The following is a 22,677-nucleotide window of genomic DNA, read 5'->3' as shown; positions in this document are numbered from 1 at the left end:
TGTCCGCCAGCCGCTCAAGTGAGGGGATCGCCACCCTCATGGCCTCATTGATCGCGTACAGAGCGCGGACGTAACCGAGCACGAGGTCTCGCGTGGCCCCAACCCGTTCCATGTGACGTCATCCCCCTGAGCCCGTGACTCAAGGGATTGTTCCACGGGGCCTCGAGCGCCTCCGCGGAACCTGAAGCCAACTGGTTGAGGCCTGCGAATGTTTCGGCTTGCGAATTATGCGAGAAGTATTGACGCCGTTCGCAGGTTCTCTCATCATCCACTTTGCTCGATACTTCGATCCTCGTTCGGAATAGCGAACGCGCAGAACTGTACTTGCATCGCCAGTCCCTGAAGTCCCCAACGGTTCCTTCCAGAACCGCTTCCTCAAGGATGACGAGGCCCCCATGCGCAGAAGAAGGTTCAGCCGCAGACGTCTGTCTGTGATGCTCGCCGCCGCGGTTGCGGCCCTGGCCTCGCTGGCGGCCACGCTCGTCGCCGGTCCGGCTCAGGCGGCCACCAGCGGCGCCTTACGCGGCCTCGGTTCCGGCCGGTGTCTCGATGTGCCGAACGCCGGCCAGGCCGAAGGCACGAACCTGCAGATCTGGGACTGCCACGGCGGGACCAACCAGCAGTGGACGCTTACGGACAGCAACCAGCTCACGGTGTACGGCAACAAGTGCCTCGATGTCCCGGGCCACGCCAATACGGCCGGCGCCCGGCCGGTGATCTGGGCCTGCAACGGCGGTACGAACCAGCAGTGGCGGATGAACTCCGACGGCACGGTCGTCGCCGTGGAGTCCGGACTGTGCCTGGACGTGTCGGGCGGCGCCACGGCCAACGGCACGGCGGTGCAGCTCTGGAACTGCACCGGCGGCAGCAACCAGAAGTGGACCGGCCTGTCCGGAGGGGGCAGCGCGTGTTCGCTTCCGTCGACCTACCGGTGGACGTCGACCGGTGCGCTGGCCCAGCCCGCGAACGGGTGGAACTCGCTGAAGGACTTCACCAACGTGGTGTACAACGGCAAGCACCTGGTCTACGGCTCGAACGTGTCGGGAGGGACGTCGTACGGCTCGATGGCGTTCAGCCCCTTCACGAACTGGTCGGACATGGCGTCGGCAGGCCAGACCGGGATGAGCCAGTCCGCGGTGGCACCCACGCTGATCTACTTCTCACCCAAGAACACCTGGGTGCTGGCCTCCCAGTGGGGTGCCTCGCCCTTCATCTACCGCACCTCCAGCGACCCCACCAACCCCAACAGCTGGTCCGCGCCGCAGCCGCTGTTCACCGGTGGCATCCCGGGAGGCGGCCCGCTCGACCAGACCCTGATCGCTGACGACAAGAACATGTACATGTTCTTCGCCGGCGACAACGGCAACATCTACCAGGCGAGCATGCCGATCGGGGACTTCCCGGGCAGCTTCGGCTCGTCGTACAAGACGGTCATGACCGACACGAGGAACAACCTGTTCGAGGCGCCGGAGGTCTACAAGGTCCAGGGCCAGAACCAGTACCTCATGATCGTCGAGGCGATCGGCACGAGCGGGCGCTACTTCCGCTCGTTCACCGCCTCCAGCCTGAACGGGCCGTGGACCCCGCAGGCCGCCACCGAGTCCAACCCCTTCGCGGGCAAGGCCAACAGCGGTGCCGCCTGGACCAACGACATCAGCCACGGCGACCTGGTCCGCAACAACCCCGACCAGACCAAGACAATCGACCCCTGCAACCTGCAGTTCCTCTACCAGGGCCTGTCGCCCGCCTCCGTCACCCCGGGCATGCCCTACAACGAGCTGCCCTGGCGGCCGGGCGTGCTTACCCTGCAGCGCTGACCAGCGCGGTCCACGGTGATCGCGACGTGGTGCGGTCCGCCCGACGCGGTTGTCAGGCGGCGCGGGAGGGCCGGGGGCTGTCGCCCGTGCCTGCCCTTTCGCCCGCGAGTCGTGAGAGATCCTCGTCTGGTCGGAGGGCGTCTTTCATCCCGGTTCCTGAGTGGCTTCCCGGCGGCGGGCGTCGGCCTCTTGGTCGAGCCGCCAGGTGTGCCCGCCATCGGTCGATCGTTCGTTTCGCCAGTGGAAGGCGGCTGCGGTGATGTCGGTGAAGGTCCAGCGGACGAGGTCGCCGCCTGCGGCGCGTTCCATGACGATCTCATCATCGATCTGGCGGGCGTACATGTGCACCAGGTCGCCGTGGGCGGTGCCGTGAAAGGTGAAGCGCCACAGTTGCAGGCGCGGATCCCAGATTCGCACACACAGGCCGCACTCCTGGTCCGGAGCGCGACCTGAGGCGAGGAGTTCCTCGCGCCCGGGCCATCGCCAGACGTCCAGGACCGCTCTGCCTTCCAGGGCGTAGCCGAATTCCCATTCGCCGCTGACGTGGCGGGCCGGTGAGCCGTCGGTGGGGTAGTAGGTGATCCGGGTTGCCCAGTGTCCGGCCAGGCGTCCGAACTGCTCCATCTCGGTCGCGTACAGGTTGCTGGGGCCGTTGGCGAGCAGTGTCTTCATGCGCGTGTCGCCTCCATGGTCGCAAGCGGGGCCAGGGCGGAGGCGAGGCAGTCGACGATGGGAGCGGCGTACGCGCCGTCCGGGTCGAGCTCCGGGTCGTAGACGGCGACGTCGAGTCCCGCCACCCGGCCGGTGCCGGCCAGGGTCGAGACGAGTTCGGACAGCTGGGAGAAGTCCAGGCCGGGACGGCCCGGGGAGTCCACCGCGGGCAGGACGCGTTCGTCGAGCACATCGAGGTCGAGGTGGAGCCAGACGCGGTCCAGTCCACGCTGCTCCAGGCGGCTGATGACCCGCTCGCCCAGGCGGGCGATGCCGATCTGCTGGATCTCCTGAGCGGTGAATCGGGTGACCGGCGGTATCTCCTCGTGCTCCCGGTCACCGATCTGGATCACGTCCTCGTCGGCGACCAGCGGCCGGCCCACCTCCGGCCAGTGAGTGAGCAGCAGTTCACCGCGGCCGGTGGCCAGGGCGAGATCCATGCCGGCCACCGAGCCGAGGGTCGAACCGGGGTCGTAGTTTCCGGGGTGCCGGAAGTCGCTGTGCCCGTCGAGGTGAACCAGGCCGCAGCGTCCCTGGCTTCGGGCCCCCAGCAGGCACCCCAGCAGGATGCTGCAGTCGCCGCCCAGTACGACCGGGAACCGGGAGGCGGCGAGTGCGGCCCGGACCGCCTCGCCGAGCCGCAGTGTCTGCTCGCGGATGGTCACCCCGTTGCGGATGCGGGTCGCGGGCTGCGGGTCGAAGTCGTACGGCGGACGGTCGAGCTCCACCGTCCGGGCCGGCCGCAGCCGTGCCTCCAGCCCTGCCGACAGCAGCGCTTGGGGGGCGCGCCAGGTTCCGGGCTCGCGCCCCGGCGCCGGTGGTCGCAGGCCGAGATTCCAGGGGGCCGCGATGAGCTCGACGGCAGCAGTCATGGCGTCGCCTTTCAACCGTGAGGCATTCCAACCGACTAAAATCCAACCGGATAAAATCAGTACACTGGTTGGACGGAGTGAGGCAAGCCCATGAAAGGCGGTCATGCGTGACGGGAACCATCCAGGCTCACGCCTTCAGGCCACGTGACCTGGTCGGCGGGCACATCGTCATCGACCTGGTGAACACGGTCACCGCTCGTGACGCGGAGCCGATCGACTGGCTCGACGGCTACCCGCGCCTGCTGGAGTGGGCCGCCCTCACGGGTCAGTTCGCCCCCGCCGCCCTCGCCGTCTTGCGACGGCTGGCCGAGACCGACCCCGGCGGGGCCGCGTCGGCCCTGGAGCACATCCGCGAGCTGCGCGAGGCGCTGCATAACCTGATCACGGCCCTGCTAGACCAAGACGCCGCAGTTGCTGAAGGCGCGGTCGGTCAGGTTGAGAATCACTGGAAGCAGGCGGTCGCCAGTGCGCGTCTCATCGTCCGCGGGACCACGCCGCAGCCCCAGGTCGGCGTCGAGACATCGGGACTCGAGTACCTCCGTCACGAACTCGCCCTGCAGGCGTTCGACCTGCTGCGGTCGCTGCCGCTGGACCGCACCCGCGTCTGTCCTGGTCTGCGATGCGGCTGGGTGTTCATCGACAGCTCCAGAGGCGGCCGCCGCCGCTGGTGCGACATGGCCACCTGTGGGAACGCGGCCAAAGGCCGAACCCACTACCAGCGGAAACGGCAGACCGCGAGCCCGCAGGGCCACCAGCGGCCGCCCGGCTAACGGTAGATCGAAGCATCCTGTGCGTGGGGAATGCCCCGGACGGCGGTGACGGCGAGTGTGCCGGGCGACAGGTCGAGGGCGTAGCGGGCGACCACGCCGGAGCGGCCGAGGGTCACCGCGTCGGCGTCGGCGTCGGCGTCGGCCAGGCTCGGCGTACCCACCGGACAGGCTGGTGACCCACTCGTCAACGGGCCGCGCCCCGGCCTGGGCAAGCCCGAGGCGCGGCCCGTGGGCGTGGAGCTCAGCCGTCGGCTCCACCGCCGCGCCCCGTCGATCCGCAGCCATTCGCCGGTCGTCTGGTCGGTTCGACCGCTGCCTGAGCGAGACCCCGTCCCACCCGTACGCCCTGCGGTCCCCGATCCGGTCCGCAGGCGGCACGGGCGTAGGCGTGCGCGGTGAGTTCGTCGACGCCCGCCACGTGCGCGTACAGGCGGCGCCCTCCGAGCCGCAGCGCGGTGCGGCCGAGCGACCGCTTGAACTCGGCCCGGGCGGGCGCGTGGTGGAGCCAGGCGTGCGCCCGCTCGTGGGCGAGGGTCGCGGCCAGTACCGACCCCGCCGGGGACCAGCGCCGCCAGCCGCGCTGGACGACGAGCCGTTCGGCGCGTCGACCCTGTCGACGTACACCTCGACCACCAGCGGCCGCGACCGCTGCCGGGCCGGCAGCCCGGTGGCGAGCCCGCCGTCCCACTCGATGGCGCGGACCTGCGCCGGGTCGGGGTTCATGCGGCGCCCGAACTCCTCGGCTGCCTGGGCCCATCGGCGCAGGACCAGGGGATCGCGCCCCTCGCGGGTGGGCGTCTCCGCCAGCAGTCGCACCGCGGGCGCCGGCACCCCGCCGTCGCTGTACGGAGGTGGCGTCCCGCACCAGCGAGGCGAGCGCCTCGCCGGCCGCGCCCACGGTCGTCGTCCTCACCCACGCGTCGGACACCCCGAGCCGCACCACCCCGTCCGCGTCCACGACCCGCACGGGTCGCCGCGGTGCGCGCAGCCGACGCGACGCCGTCGACCGCGGCGCCCTGCGCGACGACCGCGCGCTCGGCCTCGCCACGCACGGCGAGGATCTGTTCCCGGGTGGCGCCGGGGGTGATGCGCTCGACCTGGCCGGGACGGAGCTCGTTCCCCGTGGGGCGCGCGCCTCAGGAGGTTACGCCGGTCAGGAGGTTGCGCCGGTCAGGGCGAGGAATTCGCTGCGGGAGCGGGCGTCCGAACGCAGCAGGCCGAGCAGGGTGGAGGTCATGGTGCTGGAGCCGGTGGCCTGGACGCCGCGCAGGGTCATGCAGGAGTGCTCGGCCTCGATGACCACACCGACGCCCTTGGGCTCCAGATGGGTCTGTAGCCAGTCGGCGACCTGCTTGGTCAGGCGTTCCTGTACCTGGGGTCGGCAGGCGAAGTGCTCGACGACGCGCGCCAGCTTGGACAGGCCCAGGATCCGGGCGCCGGGCAGGTAGCCGACGTGGGCGGTGCCGACGAACGGCAGCAGATGGTGTTCGCAGACGCTCCGGACAGGTATGCGGCGGGCAAGGACGAGTTCGTCGTAGCCCTCGTCGTTGGGGAAGGTGGTCAGGTCGAAGGCGCGCGGGCTGAACAGTTCGGCGTACGCGCGGGCCATCCGGCCCGGTGTGCCGCGCAGACTCTCCGAGTCGGTGGAGATGCCGAGCGCGGTGAGGAACCGGCCGGCCGCTTCTTCCGCGGCTTCCAGATCGATGTCGGCGGGCTGGTGGACGACCCGCAGGGCGGGCCGCGCGGGCACCGTTGTTTCCTCGTCGTGCGGATCGATGCGGGTGGCGGTGCGGTGCGGACGCTCGGTCATGTCAGCGGCCACCGATCCCCGGCGTGGGGAACAGGACCAGGGCGTGCGGCCCTGGACGCCCCGGGCCCCACGCTGAGCGCGGACGGGATGAGCGGGCCGGGCCCGCCCCCGCCCCCGTCGCTTTCGTCTGTGGCTCATCGGCCATCGCAACCTCCCACGAGTTTCGCCAACAAATCTTGGTCTTATTGCGGGAGGGCGTCAAGACACCCTGTTCGGGAGGGCAAGAGAGCCTTTGCGCCCGCCCCCGCGGGATTTACCGTGGTCCGGTGGCTACTGACTCGACTCCGCCGGCCGGTGCGGCCGGCACCGCCATCGACTCCGTCAGCGTCCTGAGCGAGGACTCGCGGCGGCGCATGTTCACCTTCATCCGGCGCACCCGCCGCGCCGTGACCCGCGACGAGGCCGCCGCGAGCGTCGGCATCTCCCGCAAGCTGGCCGCCTTCCACCTCGACAAGCTCGTCGACGCCGGCCTGCTGCGCGCCCGCTACGAGACGCCCGGGGGGATCCGGAAGGTCGGCAGGAGGCCGAAGGTGTACGAGCCCACCGACGCCCAGATCACCGTGAGCATCCCCGACCGGCGCCACGAACTCCTCGCGGACCTCCTCCTGGACGCCGTGCTGACCGAGGGGGCCGACGAAAGCGCCGCTCAGGCAGCCATGCGGACCGCCGAACAGCGGGGCCGACGGATGGGCGAGGCCGCGCGGGACGAAGCCCGTCCGGGCCGCCTGGGCCCCGAGCGCGGACTGACCGTCTGCGAGCACCTGCTGGACGAGTGCGGCTACGAACCCGTCCGGGAGACCCCGACCCGGCTCCGGTTGCGCAACTGCCCCTTCCACCCCCTGGCCGCGAAGGCCCCCGACCTGGTGTGCGGCATGAACCACGCGTTCCTCAGCGGCTACCTCAACGGCCTCGAGGTGAGCGGGGTCCAGGCGGTCCTGGCCCCCGAACCCGGGGAGTGCTGTGTGCGGCTGGGCCCGAGCGTCCCCGCCGCCGGCCGGGGCGCGGGCGAGGAGATCAGGTAGCGGGCGGCGGCGATCACGGGCGTCCGGCGTGCCACCACTCCCGCCCCTCCGGCAGGTCGCCCAGGCCGGGGCGGACAGGCGCAGCACCTCGTGGCGCTCGTTCGCGTCCTGGTCCGGCGCGGAGTGTCCGCCCCCAACTCGAGCCGCAGTAACTGCCAGTGGTGGGGGTCCTGAGGATGACGTCCGCCGACATTCCCGAACCACCTGGCCACCTCACTGGCCCGGGACCCACCGCTCCCGGCTCGGACGAGACGGGACAATTCGTGACGACCTGTTCGTCCGCCGCCACTGGCGCGACTCCGAAGGGCCCGCCGTCCAAGAGGACGGCGGGCCCTGTGCGGTGCTGCCGTCAGGCCTGCCGGCCGTCGTCCACCGCATCGTGGTGTCCGCCGGGAGCTTGACCTCGTCGTCGGTCTCGGCGAGCTCGTCCCTGCCGGGCAGGACGCGGCCGTACACCGGGACCCGCACGGCCTCCGAGCGGTCCGCTCACGCCCGCAACCCGTCCACTGCCGCGTCGATCGCCGCCAGGGCCGCCGTCTTGTCGAGCCCCGCCCTCGATACGAGGGAGAGGCCCTGGACGATATAGAGCAGGAGTTGCGCCTGGGCCTCTGGAGAGCAGGTGTCCGTGACTTCTCCGGCGGCCTGTGCGCGACGGAGTGCGCCGGCGACGATGTCGGTGAACCGGCGGTACGAGCGGGCGACGACCTCCGTGGCTTCGCTGTCCTGGGGGACGAGTTCGGCGGTCGTGTTGCCGACCAGGCAGCCCTGCGGCACGCCCCGGTCGGAGATCAGTTCGTCCAGCCGCACGGGATGGGTCAGGATCTCGCGCAGGCCGGGCAGGAGCGGGCTGGTGTCGAGCGCGCTCACGAGGTGCCGTTCGTACACCTGCCAATAGAGCCTGACGGCTTCGAGGTAGAAGCGGCGCTTGTCGCCGAACGCGCCGTAGAGGCTGCCGCGCTCGACGGCCAGTGCGTCGACCAGGTCCTGGATCGACGTCGCCCCGTATCCCCGGGACCAGAACAGTTCGAGTGCGCGCTCCAGCGTCTGTTCCCTGTCGAACTCGCGGGGGCGTCCGGTTCGTGCCACGGGCTCGATACTACGACTTCTTGACTAGGCGTTCAAGAAGTCGTAGCTTCCGTTGCGGCACTTCTTGAACGGACGCACAGAAGTCGGCCGCTCACCGGCCGGCATGGAGGGCGGAGCAATGGAGTTCGCAGGCAAGACGGCACTCGTCACCGGATCGGGCAGGTTCGGGGGACTCGGGCACACGACGGCCAAGGTGCTGGCCGCGGGCGGAGCCGACCTGATCCTGACCGGCACCGATCCGCAACGGGGCGCCCAGGTCGTGGAAGACCTCCGCGCAGCCGGTGGCGAGTCCGCCGGGACGGTGCGTTTCGTCGCTGCCGATGTGTCCGACCCGGGGGGCGTGCGAGAGCTGGTCGAGGGCGCCGGAGCCGTCGACATCCTGATCAACAACGCGAGCGTGATGACGTTCTCCCCGACCACCGCGCAGGACCTGGCGAGCTACGACGCCGCCTTCGCGGTCAATGTGCGTGGCCCGTTCCTGCTCACCGCCCTGCTCGCGGAGAAGATGGCCGCCAACGGCGGCGGCAGCGTCGTCAACGTCAGCTCCACCGCGGCCGGCCTCGGCATGCCGGGCATGGCCGTCTACGGCGCCACCAAGGCGGCGCTCGAATCGCTGACCCGTACCTGGGCGGCGGAGTTCGCCGAGTGGAACATCAGGGTCAACGCCGTCGCTCCTGGCCCCATGCGCACGTCGAAGGTGGTCGCGGCAATGGGGCCGGACATGGGTGGCATGGGCCTCGACACCGCGCTCAAGCGCACCTCCGACCCGGTCGAGGTGGCCCACGTGATCGCCTTCCTCGCCGGCGACCGGGCCAGTTACATGACCGGGGCCATCGTGGCCGCCGACGGTGGCCGCACCGCAATCTGAAGAGAGACGGAACAATGGATCGCCTTGCGGGAAAGCACGCACTGATCACAGGGGGAACGAGCGGCATCGGCCTGGCAACGGCCCGCGAATTCCTCGCCGAGGGAGCGACTGTCGCCATCACCGGCCGCTCGCGGGAAAAGCTGGACGAGGCAGCGCGGCAGTTGGACGGCCCGCTGCTGACCATCGCCAGTGACGCCGGCGACGTACCCGGCCAGGCGGCGCTCGCCGCGCGGCTCCGGGAGGAATGGCCGAAGCTCGACATCCTGATGAGCAACGCCGCCGACGTCACCCACCTCCCGATCGAGGCATGGACCGAGGAGGCGTTCGACACGCTCCTCGCGACCAATCTCAAGTCGCCGTTCTTCCTGATCAGGGACCTGCTACCGCTCTTCTCGCAGCAGTCCTCGGTCATCCTCGTCGGCTCGGTCTCCGCGTACATCGGACACGAGAACGCGACGGTCTACGGCGCGGCCAAGGCGGGTCTGCTCTCCTACACGCGCGGGCTGACCTATGAGCTGAAGGACCGGGGCATCCGCGTCAACGGACTGAGCCCGGGCCCGACGATCACCGACGTGTTCGCGCCCCTCGGCCCCGAGCGCCAGGCCGCCCTCTACGAGGAACTCCGGCAGACCGTGCCTCTCCACCGCCTGGGAACCGCCACCGAGCTGGCGAAGGCGGCGGTCTACCTCGCCTCGGACGAGTCCGCCTACACCGCAGGGACGGTGCTGCGCGTCGATGGGGGCATCGGGCAGCTCGCGTACTAGGGAGGGCTCTTGGCCCGCTGGGCAGCCGACGGCACCTTCGACCGGCTCCTGGCCGCCGACCGGCTCCTGGCCGCGGCCAGACCGCACCCAGGCCGAAGTGGCCATCGACAAGACGCCGCCCAGGGGTGCCCAGGGGGTTTGCGATCACCGGAAGGCGGGAGGAAAATTCTTGCGGGGGAATGGCCGGAGCAGGCTCGATACCGACGCCATTGATGTGCACCGCGCCGTGTGAACGGTGATGCTCACAGCCCATAGGTTCACCGTCAAGGGCGATGCAGCGAGCAAGAGGGCCTGCCTGACCACCGCCACATGGCTGCGTGACCGCGTCGATGGCCGCCGTGGGGCGGGAGGCAGAGCGGAAGGAGTCTGCCCATGCGGATCGCCGTGGACCTGAATCGATGCCAGGGCTACGCACAATGCGTGTATCTGGCTCACGAGGTGTTCAGGTTGAGTGGTCAGGAGGCCCTCACATATGAGCCGAACCCTGATGACGAACGGCGCCTGCAGGTCGAGCGAGCCGCTGCGGCGTGTCCGGTGCAGGCGATCGTGATCGACCGCTTGGACGGCGCGGAGCGGGACGAGACGTCATGACGTTGCCGGCAACGGTGGCGGGGTTGGTGCGTGAGTTCAGGGCCAACGGCCGGATCGTCATCGTGGGTGCCTCGCTGGCCGGGCTGCGGGCCGCGGAAGCCCTGCGCGAGGGGGGCTTCACCGGTTCTCTGACCATCATCGGGGACGAGCCGTATGAGCCCTACGACCGTCCTCCGCTGTCCAAGCAGGTACTCAAAGGCTGGGTGCCGGCCGACCACACCAAGCTGCCCCGCATGCGGGAAGTGGATGCGGACTGGCGGCTCGGGGTGGCCGCCACCGGGCTGGACCGGGCCACCAAGCAGGTGCGCCTGGCCGACGGTGAGCAGGTGCCGTACGACCGGTTGCTGATCGCCACGGGCAAGCGCGCACGGCAGTGGCCGAACCCGGCCGAGGCCGCCTTGGACGGGGTTCATACGATCCGCTCGCGTGATGATGCCGCGCAGTTGCAGAAGGCGTTGGGCGAGCCGCCGTCCCGGGTGCTGGTCATCGGCGCCGGTTTCATCGGCTCGGAAGTGGCCTCTGTCTGCCGGGAGCTCGACATCCCGGTGACCGTCGTCGAGCGGGGTTCGGCGCCGCTGGTCGGCGCGCTTGGTGGGGTGATCGGGGAGATCGCCGCGCAGATGCAGCGTGATCACGGCGTGGACCTGCGCTGCGGACTGGGGGTGTCGTCGCTGGAGGGCGATTCCGGCGGACACGTGCGGCGTGCGCGTCTGTCGGACGGATCCACCGTCGACGCCGATGTGGTGGTGGCCTCGCTGGGGTCGATCCGCAACGTGGAATGGCTGGAGGGCTCCGGGCTCGCGGCCGGTTTCTGGGGTGTCGGGTGCGACGCCGGTGGCCGTGCCTTCGACATCAACGGCGTGGTCACCGACAGCATCTACGTGGCAGGGGATGTGTCGCGTGCACCGCATGTGCTGTACGAGTACCAGTTTCTCGCGATGGAGCACTGGGACAACGCCGTTTTCGGCGCCGAGGTCGCGGCCCACAACATGGTGAACCTCGAGCCCCACTATCGCCCGCATCTGCTCCTGCCCGGCTTCTGGTCCGGCCAGTTCGGCGTGAACATCAAGTCCGTCGGCGTGCCGTCGTTCGGTGACGAGATCGTCTTCACGCAGGGGCCCGTTGCGGAGCGCCGTTTCGCCGCCGCCTACGGTCACCGAGGTCGCATTGTCGCCGCCGTCACCTTCGATCACGGCAAGTGGCTGGAGTACTACGCGAAAATGATCGAGCGATCTGGTCCGTTCCCGCCTCCGCCGCCGGGCTGGGACCTACCGCCCGTCATGAAGCCGATGCCGGCCGAGTTCCCCGACCCAAGGGTCCCGACGGCGATTCCGGACGTCGTCCTGACCGGCCACTCTCCGAGTGGGCGGACGGCCGAGTTCCGGCCTCGACCTCACTGACGCGCCCGCCGGCTTCGGGCAGGTGAGCGGACCGCACCGACAGGAAGAAGGAGGGGAACCTCGTGGTCGAGGAAACCCCTTGGCAGCAGGCCCTGCGCTACGCCAACCGCGCCAATCCGTACCCCTTCTACGAAGAACTGCGCAAGACGCCGGTGGCACGGCAGCCGGATGGAACGTATGTCGTCAGCACCTACCGGGAGATTGTCACGCTGCTGCATGACCCCCGGGTCAGTTCGGACCCGCGCAAGTGTCCCGTCCCGGTCGCAACCCAGGCGGAGGGCTCGGCGCAGCCGGTGGCCGAACCGATCAGGGAGGCGCTGACCGAGCCGAACATCATCACCTGCGATCCACCCGAGCACGACCGAGACCGCCGGATGATGATGCCGCACTTCGCCGGCCCGCCCCCTTCGCCTCACCTGATCTCCGACCTGGAGCCCGAGATCCGCCGCCTTGTGGACGGCCTGCTGGACGGTATGAGGGGCAGGAACCGGATCGATGCCGTCGACGACTTCGCCTATCCCCTGCCGGTGACGGTGATCTGCGAGGTTCTGGGCGTACCGCTGGAGGACGAGCCACGCTTCCACCATTGGATCGAGACCGCCCTGGACGCTTTGGACTTCGGTCCGGAGGCCGCATCCGAAGAGATCCAAAGCCGGCTGACCGGGGGCCGTCAGGCCGTGCAGCAGTTCGGCCGGTTCGCTGCCGGGCTGCTCGACCGGTACGCCCAGCAGCCCGGCCCGGGCATGCTCTCAGCGATGGTGAACGAGGACGGCCCGGAGGGACGGATGTCCAAGGGCGTGCTCGCGAGCAATGCCCTGCTCCTGATCTTCGCGGGGCATGAGACCACGGTCAATCTCATCGCCCACAGCGTGCTCACCCTGCTGCGGCACCCCGAGGCGCTCGAGAAGTTGCGCCGCCGGCCGGAGCTGATCGTGCCCGGGGTGGAGGAGCTGCTGCGCTACGAGTCGTCGGTGCAGTTCTGGCACACCCGCTCCGCCCTGGAAGACATCGACATCGCGGGCACCACCATTCCGAAAGGGGCGCCGATCTTCCTGGTGTACGGGTCGGCGAACCGCGATCCGGAGCGATTCACCGACCCCGACGAACTCGACCTCGAGCGCCGCGATAATCAGCACCTCGGATTCAGCCAGGGCATCCACTTCTGCTTCGGCGCTCCGCTGGCGCGGCTCGAGGTCCAGAGCGCGGTCGGTGAGTTCGTCCGCCGGGTGCGGAACCCCCGGCTCGTCGAGGACCCGCCGCCGTACCGGCACAACCAGATCTTCCGCGGGCCGCGGCACGTCCTGGTCGATATCGACGGAATCCGCGACTGACCCGGCGTAACGAAGGACCGCTGTGCGGGCTTCTCAACTCTTCGGTTGACGGCAACCGCCCGCCCTACCGGGGCTCCCTCACCTGCGCGACGGCAAGATCCAAGGGCGCGCCGTCGTCAGCCCCACGGTGGATCACTGAGTGGCGCGCGTCGGCACGGTGGCCGTCACCAACGCCGGCCGTCACCATCGCCGTCCAGTCCCTGAGGCCCTGCCCTCCACCACGGCGGAACACGTCGGCGCGGAGCTGGACGGGCGTGGGGGAGCGGCCACCGGACGGGGGCTCGGACATGGCCGCGTATGAGCTGACAGCGGCATCACAGCCCCACCCTTGCCGTTCTCCGCTCGCGTCCCAAGGGCCGTGCGGCCCCCTCCGCCGGGACCTGCCTCCCGGGACGACTCCGCCGACCGACCTATCGACTGGCCAGGCCTTCCCGGACGGCTGGCTTCGTGCGGACTTCGCCGCGCATGCGGGGGCGTCCGTTCCGGCATAGCGTGGAAGGGGCGGCTCGCATCGCGTGCCTGGGAGAGGTGAGGCCCATGCCGAGCCAGCAGACAGAGGCACAGGAACGAGCCCTGGTCGAACGGCTCCGGTCCTCACTGCGCGGTGAGGTGATCGATCGCAGTCACCCCGGCTACGACGAGGCGCGGGCCGTATGGAACGGGCTGATCGAGCGCCGACCCTCGGTGATCGCCCGGTGCGCCGGGACGGCCGACGTCGTCGAGGCGGTGGCGGCCGCGACCCGGCGATGATCAACCGTGTGCTGCGCCGGCGGTCCGGGTTCACCGGTGCTCCCGCAGCAGCGCGAGCCGTCGTTTGTACTCGTCTTCGTCGATTTCCCCGCGGGCGAACCGCTCGGCCAGCAGGTCCTCGGCCCGTCTGCTTCCCCATCCCGGCTCACCGGACGAGGGAGGCCGTCCGGACTGGCGGGCGTGAGGGGCGCCACTGCAGTGTGGAGGCGATCTCGAATGCCATCGCCGCGGTGAAGTTCGCACCCTTGCGGAACAGCGAGCGGGCCAGCGCGACGGCCGCATACGAGCAGGACGAGGACGCCGCGCCCAGGCCGGCGGCGACGGCGAGGGTACGGGGTCGGTCATCGCCCAGGAGCGAGACGACAGTGGACTTGCGGACCACGGCCTGGACGAGCGCGGACAGGGCGAAGCCCAGAATCAGGGCCCAGGTGATCTCCCAGGTCATGGCCCCGGCGATCGACAGCGCGTGCAGGGGTGCGCGTCCGGCGGGCCGGGCTGCGGGACGCCGCCAGGGGCGGCGCCCCGCCGGGGTTCAGCCGACGCGCAGGGTCAGGGCGGCGGTGTGGAGCTTGCCGCCCGTCTGGAACTGCAGGAAGAGCCGCCAGTTGCCGGAGGTGGGCAGCTCGGCGTGGAAGGACAGGTCCGGGCCGCCGTTGTCGCCGGTCACCTTGGTGGTCGGGTGGAGGTGCGCGAACGCGGCGTCGCCTTCGTGGAAGGCGGTCAGGTGGGCATAGGTGTCCAAGTAGGGCTCGAGGTCGGTGACAGGCTTTCCTTCTCTGGTGATGGAGACGGTCAGCGGGTGCGCCATGCCTGCCATGGGCTCGCCCTTGACGGTGAGGGTGTACCCGTCGGCCTCCGTGCTGGTGGCCGGTGCGGGCAGCGGGGTCTTCGCCGCGTTGCCGGGCACCGTGACGGCGCGGGAGAGCACGAAGTCCTCGCCCCTGCCCGTGCCCGTGTTCGGGGTGAAGGAGGCGAACACACGCCAGGAGCCCGGGGCGAGGGCGGACAGATCCGCACTCCAGGTGCCGTCGGCGGCCATGGTCGGGTGGATGTGCTGGAATCCGGTCAGGTCGGAGCGGATCGCGTAGAAGTGCATCCGCTTGGTCTGGTCGACAGCGAACTCGGTGACCGGCTTGCCGTCCGGGCCGGTCACCGCGAACCGGTACGCGGCCGGTTTGCCGGACGGCAGCGTGGTGTCCTTCGAGGTGAGGCGGTAGCCGTCCTGGCTGTCGGACAGGCCGTTGCCGGAAGCCATGTGGTCCTTCCCGGGCATGTCACCCATCGAGGGCGACGCGCTGGACGAGGACGCCGCGGAGGACGTGCTGCCGTGGTCCATGCCCGGCATGGACGAGGAGCCGCTGGAGGAACCACAGGCGGCCAGGGCCAGCGCGAGAGCGGCCGTGGCGCCGGCCGTGGCGCCGGACGCGGCGATCGCGCGGCGGCGCGCGATGAGACGGGAAGAGGGGATCATCGAAGTGGGGATCTTTCCGGGTGGGCGCACCACACCGGTGGCGCGCGGAGAGGGACAGGGCACAGGGCCGGTCCCGGCCGGTGGCCGGGTCTCGGCGCGTTCCTGTCACGTCCGCGCGATGCATGCCTGAAGCAGGTGATCTCGTCCGCCGGCCGGCGGGCCGCGCAGCCCGCTCCCGCCCGGTGCCCGCGGCCCGGCGGGCGTCCATGCGGCCGGCACCGTGACGGCGGCCACGGCGAGGAGGCCGGGCACCGGCAGAGGGATCCGCTCGGGGACCGGGATCGCCGCACACAGCGCCCCACGCATCCCGGTGGCCTGGAGGGCGGGGCCCGGGTGACGCGAGGCGGCCGCGTGAGCCGTGGTCATCGAGGAGGCGCCGTGGCCGGCCGCCATCGGTGCGGATGCAGGCATGGAGCTGTGGCAGCCCTCGGCGGCACTCGCCGGGGAGCCGTGCATGAGGAACAGGCCGAACAGCACCGCGCACACCGCAGGCAGCCGGGCGATGCCCCGCCTGCCCGCATGCCCGCCACCCATGTCGCGTCCCTCTCGCCCTCGCCGTTCGGCGCGTCGCCTGTGATCGTCCACCTCACCATACCGGGGCGGGGTATCGACTGCCTCGGATGCGTTCGCCAGAGACGCCGGGTGTATCGCTCACCGCCTCTCGCGAGGGACGATCCACGTTTCCGTGAATTCAGGACGCCGTGTACTGTCGTGTGCGTGCTGACTGTTGCCCCCGACATCGAGGTACTGGCCCGCTTCGGCCGTGCGCTCGCCGACCCGATCCGGTGCCGCATCCTGCTCGCCCTGCGCGACGCCCCCGCCTACCCGGCCGACCTCGCCGACACCCTCGGCATCTCGCGGACCCGGCTGTCGAACCACCTGGCGTGTCTGCGCGACTGCGGCCTGGTCGTCACCGTGCCCGACGGTCGCCGCACCCGCTACGAGCTGGCCGACGAACGTCTGGGCCACGCGCTGGACGACCTGCGTACCGCTGTGGTCGCGGTCGAGACCGACCGCACCTGCCCGGACGCCGGCGAGAAGGGCTGCTGCTGACCGTGACCGCCGAGATATCGCTGTCCGCGGGCCCCCGCCCTGCCCGCCGTGACGCGCTCACCCGCCGGATACGTCTGCTCGTCGCCGCGACCATCACCTATAACGTCATCGAGGCGATCATCGCCATCACCGCCGGCACGATCGCCTCCTCCACCGCCCTCATCGGATTCGGCCTGGATTCCGTCATCGAGGTCTCCTCCGCCGCCGCGGTCGCCTGGCAGTTCTCCGCCCGCGATCACGCGGTGCGCGAGGCACGGGAGAAGACCACCCTGCGGATCATCGCCGTCTCCTTCTTCGCGCTCGCCGCCTACGTCGCCGTCGACGCCGTCCGCGCCCTGGCCGGCACCGGCGAGGCCGAGCGGTCGATCCCCGGCATCGTGCTCGCCGCCGTATCCCTGGTCGTAATGCCGTTCCTGTCCGCCGCTCAGCGCGCGGCCGGCCGCGAACTCGGCTCCGCCAGCGCGGTCGCCGACTCCAAGCAGACCCTGCTGTGCACCTACCTGTCCGCCGTGCTGCTGCTGGGCCTGCTCCTCAACGCCACGCTCGGCTGGTCCTGGGCCGACCCGATCGCCGCCCTCGTCATCTCCGCCGTCGCGGTGAAGGAGGGCCGCGACGCCTGGCAGGGCAAAGGCTGCTGCGGACCCACGACCACGGCGGCGCCCGCCGTCGCCGAGACGGACTCCTGTGCCTGCCGCCCCGGCTGCGACTGCTGCGCCTGACCCCACGCAACGCACAAAGTGGGCCCCGGCGCCACCCAGGACCCACTGCGCGTTCAAGATCATGCGCGCGGAGCGGCTGCCCCGCTGCTCCGCAAGCACCGGGCCCAGCTACCTGCACGGGTTCCTCAGGGCGATAGTTTCACCTATCGGGTCACAGGGCGATGAGTCCGGCGTTCGTCGGCTGAAATCCGCAGGCGTCAAAGTAGAACGGCCGGTGTTCGTCGTCGAAATCTACGTGCAGCCACTCGCACCCGGCTGCCCGAGCACCGCGTACGGCTTCCGCGACGAGGCTTGTGCCGACGCCCCGGCGCTGGAACTCCTTGTCGACCAGCGTGTCCAGGACGAAGGCGTGCACGCCACCGTCCCAGGCGACGTTTACGAATCCGACAAGCCGCCCGCCCGCCTTGGCCTCCCCCGGCGCACCGCCCGTGCCGGCTCCCCCGGTTTCCCTGGCCACGACCCACCCGAGGCTGTGCCGCTGCACCTGCTCCCACCAGCCAATGGGCAGCGTCGAATGACCGAACCCTTGACTGTGCAGGGCGTTGAGGGTGCCGTCGTCGAAGTCGCCGCGCCATTCGTATGTGACCTGCATGCGCCGATCGTAGTGGTCTCTCCCAGACCACCCGGCGCGGTCAACACGCTCGCGGGCCGAGGCGTACGAGAGGTAGCTCTCGTGGTGGAGGCGGATCCCCCGTGTGGATGACGCACCGCCTTCGCGGTGCGGACCATGCTCGAGTCATGTCAGTCATGCGTTCCTTGGACGCGACAGAGTGTTCCGTCCCGTGCCGGAAGGTCCGCCTCTGCCTGAGCAGGTGGCCTGGCTACGCCGCTGCGGCATGGGGGTTCTTGTTCGCGGTACCCAGTTTCTTCTGGGCGACGGGCCATACCTTCGGCGCGCAGTCGACGGTGTCGCCATCGTTGGTGAAACTCGCTCGCGACGGAGTGCCGTGGTTCCTGACCGTCCTGATGGTCACAGGCTTCCTGAAGCTCTTTGGGGCACTGATCGGCATCGGCTTGACGCGGCCGCGGGGCTCGCGGATCAGCCGACTCATGGTGTTCTGCGGCGGTGGCGCGGCGATCCTGCTCACGTGGCATGGCGGCCTCTTCGTCGTCCACGGTGTGCTGGTCGAGGCTGGTGCCATCTCTGTTGAGCCAGATCTGGCTGCGCTGACTGGTTGGTACCTCTACCTGTGGGGACCGTGGTTCATCATCGGCGGTCTGGCCTTCGCCGGGGCTACCGCACTGTATGTCCGCCCACGCGATGACCGGCGCAAGCTGCGGCTCTGCGGCGCCGTGGGCGCGCTGGGTGCCCTGGTCCTGTCCGTGGCCTCGACGGCTACCGGCATCGGTTGAGAGCCGCCACGCAACTGCTGGTCACGGGTGAGATGAGCTCGTGGTGGCTGGTGTGATCATGGCATCGGAGCAGGCCTGGACAACTCCGTACACACCCATACGGTGATGTACGGACGCTGTCCGGCCCGCATCGCCGACGCGTCGCCGTCTACGCGACCGTGCGGATGAGCTTTTTGTTGACGAACTCCTCGATGCCGGGGCGGCCCAGTTCCCGGCCGAAGCCGGAGCGCTTGATGCCGCCGAAGGGCAACTCGGCACCCTCGGCACCGACACCATTGACGAAGACCATGCCCGCCTCGATGCCGTCGGCCACGCGCGCGGCCTGGGTGGGGTCCGTGGTGAAGACGTACGAACCGAGGCCGTAGGGGGTGTCGTTGGCGATCCGCAGCGCTTCCGCCTCGTCGGCCGCGCGGAAGACCATGGCGACCGGCCCGAACAGCTCCTGGCGTGCCGTGGTGTGCTCGGTGGTGAGGCCGGTGAGGACTCCGGCCGGGACGTGGGCGCCGTGGCGTTCGCCTCGGGTGTGCAGCGTCGCGCCCTCCGCGACGGCGGCGGCCACCTGACGCTCGAGGGTGTCGGCGGCGGCGACCGAGGACAGCGGGGCCCCCGACTGACGGTCGAGGAGGGCGGCGGTGAACTTCTCCACGAAGCTGTCGTACAGCCCGTCGATGACGATGAACCGCTTGGCCGCGTTGCAGGCCTGTCCGGTGTTGTCCAGGCGGGCGCTGACGGCGGCGTCGACGACGGAGTCGAGGTCGTCGGTGGACAGCACGATGAACGGGTCGGAGCCGCCGAGCTCGAGGACGACCTTCTTCAGGTGCCGTCCGGCCATCTCGGCGACCGCGGCACCGGCCCGCTCAGAGCCGGTCAGGGACACGCCGTGGACGCGCGGGTCGGCGATGACCTCGGCGATCTGCTCGTTCGTGGCGTACACGTTGACGTACGCGCCGACGGGGAAGCCGGCCTCGGCGACCAGCCGCTCGAGCAGCGCCGCGGTGGCCGGGCACTGCGGGGCGTGCTTGAGGACGATGGTGTTGCCCAGGGCGAGGTTGGGGGCGGCGAACCGGGCGACCTGGTAGGCTGGGAAGTTCCACGGCATGATGCCCAGCAGGACCCCCACGGGGCTGCGCCGGATGACGGCGCGGCCAGGGCCGGAGGTCAGGGGCAGTTCCTCGTCGGCGAGGAACTCCTCGGCGTGGTCGGCATAGTAGTGGTAGATGTCGATGCAGAAGTCGATCTCTCCCTCTGCCTCGGCGAGCGGCTTGCCCATCTCGCGCACGATGCCGACGGCCAGATCGGCACGGTGCTCGGCGTGCAGATCCCCGAGCCGGCGCAGCAGCGCGGCGCGCTCGGACACGGAGCTGCCGCGGCCCCATGCGGTGGCGGCGTGAGCGGCGGCCACGGCCGCGGACACCTCGGCGTCGGTGGCGGTCGGGTAGGTCCGGACGGTCTGTCCGGTGGCCGGGTCGGTGACGGCGTACATCGGATTCTCCAGGCAGTGCGGGGGAGGGGAAGGGCTTCGGGCAGGCCCCGGCCGCGCACCTGCAGGGCGTGGTGGGCCCCGACGGTCCGTGGCGGGACAGTGCGTGGCGGGCCGCGGTGGCGGTGCTACGGCTCGAGGATGGTGCGGGCCCCGACGGCCGACCTGAGGTCCTCGAAGGCGGCGGCTGCCTCGTGCAGCGGGCGGACGTTGCCGATCAGCTCGTCCAGTGGCAGCCGGCCGGCCAGGTAGAGGCGGGCCAGTTTGGGGATGTCGATCGCGCCGACGCTGGAGCCGTAGTTGCAGCCGAGGATGCGCTTGCCCTGGTCGGCGAGGTCGAAGAGGTTGAACGCTCCTGTGGCGTCGGCCGGGGCCATGCCGACCAGGACGGCCGCCCCGCCGGAGGTGAGCATGCCGGGGAGGGTCTCGATGACCTTGGCGCTGCCGATGGCCTCGAAGGCGTAGTCGACTCCGCCGAGTTCCTCCTGGCACCAGGCGGCCACGTCGGTCGTGGCGGCGTCGAGCGTGCGGGTCGCGCCGAAGCGCTCGGCGGCGACGAGGCGCTCCGCCGACAGGTCGACGGCGATGACGGGGTCGGCGCCCACCAGACGCAGCCCCATCACCACGGACAGGCCGACCCCGCCGGCGCCGACGACGACCGCGGACTCACCGGGCCGGACGCCGGCGGTGTTCATGACCGCGCCGATGCCGGTGGAGATGGAGCAGCCCAGCAGCGCCCCGATCCCGAACGGCAGCTCGTCGGGCACCTTCACCGCGGCCGACTCGGGTACGACGACCCGGCTGGTGAACGCGCCGAGCCCCAGATACGGCCAGACCTCCTCGCCCTGCGCGTCCGTGATGGGCGTCGTGCCGTCGGGCAGGGTGTTCGCCACGGCCTGGGTGCCGGTGCACAGCCAGGCCATGCCGGCCAGACACTTGCGGCAGCGGCGGCAGGGCGCGAACCAGGAGAGAACGACGTGGTCGCCCGGTTTCACCGCGCTGACGCCCTCGCCCGCGTGCGTGACCACGCCGGCGGCCTCGTGACCCAGGACGAGAGGGCGGTCGCTGGGCCAGTCGCCCGTCAGGATGTGCAGATCGGAGTGACACACCCCGGCCGCGCGGACGTCGATCTCCACCTCGCCCGGCCCGGCGGGCCGGTGCGAGATCTCGCGGATGTGCAGCCCCGCGACGGGGTCGTAGGCGATGGCGGGGGACAGGTGCGCGGACATCAGTGAGCCTTGACTTCCTCGGTCGAGGGGACGGTCGGCAGGTCGGCGGCGAGCCGGGTGTGGGGCCTGGCGGCGACGACGTAGGCCAGGCCGAGGACGAGCAGCGCGGAGAAGACCAGGACCACCGCCCAGACCTGGATCCAGCTGCCCGAGGGCGGGGCGAGCTCAGCGCGCGGCCAGGCGATGTTGACCGCCTCGAACAACAGCCACGCCACGGCGAGGACATTGATCACCGGACCGGTCCGGCCGAGCCGGAAATCGCCCTCGGAGGGATTCCAGCGGCCACGCAGGCGCGCGATCAGCGCGACGAGCGCGACGGTGAGGAAGACGAAGTAGAAGCCGCCGGACCCGAAGGAGATCAGCGTGGCGGCCGCGTTGCCGTTGAACCCGAGCAGCAGGCCGAGGCCGGCGAGCACGGCGGTCACGGTCAGCGAGACCCAGGGGATCTGGCGGTCGCCGACCTTGGCCAGCTGCGTGGAACAGGGCAGCTGCCGGTCCCGCGCGAAGGCGTAGACGGCCCGCCCGATGTAAGTCTGGATCGAGATCGCGCAGGCGAAGAACGCGATCAGCACGACGACGATGAACGGCTTCTCACTCCAGCCGCCCAGGCCCTGCGTCACCGCCTCGAAGACGGGGTCCACGGTTTTCCCGGACACGGCGTCCTCGGGGCGCCGCAGCGCGAACGTCACGGCGATCGACGTCAGCAGGACCGTGAACGCCACGAACACGTACGAGCGCAGCAGCGCCCTGGGCACGCTGCGCCGCGGCTGCTCGGCCTCCTCGGCGACCTGCGTGGTCGCGTCGAACCCGAGGAATGCCCAACCGGCCACGGCCAGACATGTCACGAACCCCGCCGCGGCGGAACCGCCCGACGCGGATGCCGAGCCCAGGGTGTCGAACAGGATGCTGAAGCCGTGGTGGCGCGCGAAGAGCAGCAGGAACACACTGACGGCGATGGAGGCGACACCCTCGGCGACGATGCCCGCGTTGAGGAAATGCTTGACCGGGTTGACGCCCAGCAGGTTGATGCCCAGGGCCACGGCGATGAAGACCACTCCGAGCAGCACATGGGCCGCCGGGGACAGCTCCGAGTCGCTGACGAGCATGTGCAGCCAGCTCGCACCGAGATACGCCACGGTGGTCAGGGAGGCGACGGCCGAGGCGAGGTAGATCCAGCCCACCAGCCAGCCGAGCCGTGGCCCGCCGAGTCGGCGCACCCATTGGTAGACGCCGCCGGTGATCGGAAACTGCGAGGACAGCTCGGCGTATACCGTGGCGACGAGCAACTGCCCCAGGAAGGCGACGACGACCGCCCAGATCCAGGCGGGGCCGGCGAAGACGAACCCGAGCTGGACGACGGCGTAGATGCCGACCACGGGCGAGATCGTCGCGAAGCCGAGGGCGAACACGGCCCACGCGGACAGGGTGCGTCTCAGCTCCTGCTCGTAGCCGTATTCCGCCAGCTCACCGGCATCGGTGCGGTTGTGGTCCACGTTCTTCTCCTGGCATGTGCTACGGGCGCAGCGCCCGCCCGGTGGCGGCGCTCGCACGGTGGAGGCCGGCCGCCCACCCCGCTGTTC

At 70.5% G+C, this 22,677-nt stretch carries 23 protein-coding genes and 3 pseudogenes; 12 read left to right on the top strand and 14 right to left on the bottom strand.

From position 1 onward, the window contains the following. The first annotated feature begins 395 nt into the window (after window positions 1-395). Complete coding sequence (locus tag BBH68_RS31585; RefSeq protein WP_174589117.1) at window positions 396-1,817, top strand: non-reducing end alpha-L-arabinofuranosidase family hydrolase; 1,422 nt, start codon at window positions 396-398, stop codon at window positions 1,815-1,817. A gap of 144 nt (window positions 1,818-1,961) precedes the next feature. Here BBH68_RS31585 and BBH68_RS31580 read toward each other — a convergent pair whose 3' ends face one another. Both BBH68_RS31580 and BBH68_RS31575 read right to left on the bottom strand, forming a co-directional pair. Then, on the bottom strand, window positions 1,962-2,489 hold the full coding sequence (locus BBH68_RS31580) for a hypothetical protein (protein ID WP_065967149.1): 528 nt from the start codon (window positions 2,487-2,489) through the stop codon (window positions 1,962-1,964). Next, the gene (locus BBH68_RS31575; protein ID WP_065967148.1) at window positions 2,486-3,400 is read right to left on the bottom strand and encodes an arginase family protein; all 915 of its coding nucleotides are present in this window, start codon (window positions 3,398-3,400) and stop codon (window positions 2,486-2,488) included. Before BBH68_RS31575 ends, BBH68_RS31580 begins: the two co-directional genes overlap by 4 nt. 107 nt (window positions 3,401-3,507) lie before the next feature. Here BBH68_RS31575 and BBH68_RS31570 point away from each other — a divergent pair, with 107 nt between their 5' ends. Then, window positions 3,508-4,170: a CGNR zinc finger domain-containing protein gene (locus BBH68_RS31570; protein ID WP_079151322.1), complete on the top strand. Its 663-nt coding sequence runs from the start codon at window positions 3,508-3,510 to the stop codon at window positions 4,168-4,170. Here the strand turns inward: BBH68_RS31570 and BBH68_RS42300 are convergent. The 3 genes and pseudogenes from BBH68_RS42300 to folE form a co-directional block, all read right to left on the bottom strand. After that, the gene (locus BBH68_RS42300; RefSeq protein ID WP_170066615.1) at window positions 4,167-4,331 is read right to left on the bottom strand and encodes a hypothetical protein; all 165 of its coding nucleotides are present in this window, start codon (window positions 4,329-4,331) and stop codon (window positions 4,167-4,169) included. The two genes, BBH68_RS31570 and BBH68_RS42300, sit on opposite strands and share 4 nt — an antisense overlap. Before the next feature lie 643 nt (window positions 4,332-4,974). Beyond that, a pseudogene (locus BBH68_RS43600) lies at window positions 4,975-5,270 on the bottom strand (hydantoinase/oxoprolinase family protein); the annotation flags it as partial. 53 nt (window positions 5,271-5,323) lie between these two features. Beyond that, the gene (folE, locus tag BBH68_RS31565; RefSeq protein ID WP_079151321.1) at window positions 5,324-5,980 is read right to left on the bottom strand and encodes a GTP cyclohydrolase I FolE; all 657 of its coding nucleotides are present in this window, start codon (window positions 5,978-5,980) and stop codon (window positions 5,324-5,326) included. 266 nt (window positions 5,981-6,246) lie between these two features. Here folE and BBH68_RS31560 point away from each other — a divergent pair, with 266 nt between their 5' ends. Then, window positions 6,247-7,002, top strand: a complete 756-nt coding sequence (locus BBH68_RS31560; RefSeq protein WP_065967147.1) for a helix-turn-helix transcriptional regulator — start codon at window positions 6,247-6,249, stop codon at window positions 7,000-7,002. A 486-nt stretch (window positions 7,003-7,488) separates the two neighbouring features. On the opposite strand, the gene BBH68_RS31550 is transcribed toward BBH68_RS31560, so the two are convergent. Then, window positions 7,489-8,088, bottom strand: coding sequence for a TetR/AcrR family transcriptional regulator (locus tag BBH68_RS31550; protein ID WP_065967145.1), 600 nt, complete (start codon window positions 8,086-8,088; stop codon window positions 7,489-7,491). A 118-nt stretch (window positions 8,089-8,206) separates the two neighbouring features. Here BBH68_RS31550 and BBH68_RS31545 point away from each other — a divergent pair, with 118 nt between their 5' ends. The 6 genes from BBH68_RS31545 (at window position 8,207) to BBH68_RS31515 (ending at window position 13,792) form a co-directional block, all read left to right on the top strand. Next, window positions 8,207-8,956 (top strand): SDR family NAD(P)-dependent oxidoreductase, encoded by a 750-nt coding sequence (locus BBH68_RS31545; RefSeq protein WP_065967144.1) that lies wholly within the window; start codon window positions 8,207-8,209, stop codon window positions 8,954-8,956. Between the two features lie 14 nt (window positions 8,957-8,970). Next, the gene (locus tag BBH68_RS31540) at window positions 8,971-9,720 is read left to right on the top strand and encodes an SDR family oxidoreductase (RefSeq protein WP_065967143.1); all 750 of its coding nucleotides are present in this window, start codon (window positions 8,971-8,973) and stop codon (window positions 9,718-9,720) included. 372 nt (window positions 9,721-10,092) lie between these two features. Next, window positions 10,093-10,311, top strand: coding sequence for a ferredoxin (locus tag BBH68_RS31535; protein ID WP_065967142.1), 219 nt, complete (start codon window positions 10,093-10,095; stop codon window positions 10,309-10,311). After that, the gene (locus BBH68_RS31530) at window positions 10,308-11,711 is read left to right on the top strand and encodes an NAD(P)/FAD-dependent oxidoreductase (RefSeq protein WP_065967141.1); all 1,404 of its coding nucleotides are present in this window, start codon (window positions 10,308-10,310) and stop codon (window positions 11,709-11,711) included. Before BBH68_RS31535 ends, BBH68_RS31530 begins: the two co-directional genes overlap by 4 nt. Window positions 11,712-11,773: 62 nt before the next feature. Then, window positions 11,774-13,042, top strand: coding sequence for a cytochrome P450 (locus tag BBH68_RS31525; protein WP_065967140.1), 1,269 nt, complete (start codon window positions 11,774-11,776; stop codon window positions 13,040-13,042). A 537-nt stretch (window positions 13,043-13,579) separates the two neighbouring features. Further along, window positions 13,580-13,792 carry a hypothetical protein gene (locus BBH68_RS31515; protein WP_065967138.1) on the top strand — a complete coding sequence of 71 codons (213 nt, stop codon included), beginning with the start codon at window positions 13,580-13,582 and terminating at the stop codon, window positions 13,790-13,792. A 30-nt stretch (window positions 13,793-13,822) separates the two neighbouring features. Here BBH68_RS31515 and BBH68_RS44620 read toward each other — a convergent pair. The 4 genes and pseudogenes from BBH68_RS44620 to BBH68_RS31500 form a co-directional block, all read right to left on the bottom strand. Beyond that, window positions 13,823-13,957, bottom strand: a pseudogene (locus BBH68_RS44620) (SHOCT domain-containing protein); the annotation flags it as partial. 34 nt (window positions 13,958-13,991) lie between these two features. After that, window positions 13,992-14,264 (bottom strand): annotated as a pseudogene (locus tag BBH68_RS31510) (permease); the annotation flags it as partial. Window positions 14,265-14,324: 60 nt separating this feature from the next. Then, complete coding sequence (locus BBH68_RS31505; RefSeq protein WP_065967136.1) at window positions 14,325-15,263, bottom strand: hypothetical protein; 939 nt, start codon at window positions 15,261-15,263, stop codon at window positions 14,325-14,327. Window positions 15,264-15,368: 105 nt separating this feature from the next. Further along, complete coding sequence (locus tag BBH68_RS31500; protein ID WP_065967135.1) at window positions 15,369-15,797, bottom strand: hypothetical protein; 429 nt, start codon at window positions 15,795-15,797, stop codon at window positions 15,369-15,371. Window positions 15,798-15,980: 183 nt separating this feature from the next. On the opposite strand from BBH68_RS31500, the gene BBH68_RS31495 reads away from it, so the two are divergent. Both BBH68_RS31495 and BBH68_RS31490 read left to right on the top strand, forming a co-directional pair. Further along, window positions 15,981-16,316: an ArsR/SmtB family transcription factor gene (locus BBH68_RS31495; protein ID WP_065967157.1), complete on the top strand. Its 336-nt coding sequence runs from the start codon at window positions 15,981-15,983 to the stop codon at window positions 16,314-16,316. A gap of 2 nt (window positions 16,317-16,318) precedes the next feature. Then, the gene (locus BBH68_RS31490; RefSeq protein ID WP_065967134.1) at window positions 16,319-17,035 is read left to right on the top strand and encodes a cation efflux transmembrane domain-containing protein; all 717 of its coding nucleotides are present in this window, start codon (window positions 16,319-16,321) and stop codon (window positions 17,033-17,035) included. Window positions 17,036-17,186: 151 nt separating this feature from the next. Here BBH68_RS31490 and BBH68_RS31485 read toward each other — a convergent pair whose 3' ends face one another. Continuing rightward, window positions 17,187-17,627 (bottom strand): GNAT family N-acetyltransferase, encoded by a 441-nt coding sequence (locus BBH68_RS31485; protein ID WP_065967133.1) that lies wholly within the window; start codon window positions 17,625-17,627, stop codon window positions 17,187-17,189. Window positions 17,628-17,881: 254 nt separating this feature from the next. On the opposite strand from BBH68_RS31485, the gene BBH68_RS31480 reads away from it, so the two are divergent. Beyond that, window positions 17,882-18,388: a DUF3995 domain-containing protein gene (locus BBH68_RS31480; RefSeq protein WP_245738402.1), complete on the top strand. Its 507-nt coding sequence runs from the start codon at window positions 17,882-17,884 to the stop codon at window positions 18,386-18,388. Between the two features lie 148 nt (window positions 18,389-18,536). On the opposite strand, the gene BBH68_RS31475 is transcribed toward BBH68_RS31480, so the two are convergent. The 3 genes from BBH68_RS31475 to BBH68_RS31465 all read right to left on the bottom strand — a co-directional run bounded on the left by BBH68_RS31475 (window position 18,537) and on the right by BBH68_RS31465 (window position 22,590). After that, the gene (locus BBH68_RS31475; protein ID WP_065967132.1) at window positions 18,537-19,871 is read right to left on the bottom strand and encodes an NAD-dependent succinate-semialdehyde dehydrogenase; all 1,335 of its coding nucleotides are present in this window, start codon (window positions 19,869-19,871) and stop codon (window positions 18,537-18,539) included. Between the two features lie 125 nt (window positions 19,872-19,996). Then, window positions 19,997-21,097, bottom strand: a complete 1,101-nt coding sequence (locus tag BBH68_RS31470; RefSeq protein ID WP_065967131.1) for an alcohol dehydrogenase catalytic domain-containing protein — start codon at window positions 21,095-21,097, stop codon at window positions 19,997-19,999. Beyond that, window positions 21,097-22,590: an APC family permease gene (locus tag BBH68_RS31465; protein ID WP_065967130.1), complete on the bottom strand. Its 1,494-nt coding sequence runs from the start codon at window positions 22,588-22,590 to the stop codon at window positions 21,097-21,099. Before BBH68_RS31465 ends, BBH68_RS31470 begins: the two co-directional genes overlap by 1 nt. Window positions 22,591-22,677: the final 87 nt, after the last annotated feature.

This window comes from Streptomyces sparsogenes, assembly GCF_001704635.1.
Lineage (GTDB): Bacteria > Actinomycetota > Actinomycetes > Streptomycetales > Streptomycetaceae > Streptomyces > Streptomyces sparsogenes.
Note: the sequence above shows the minus strand (reverse complement) of the source record. Positions and strands in the feature narration are given on the sequence as shown.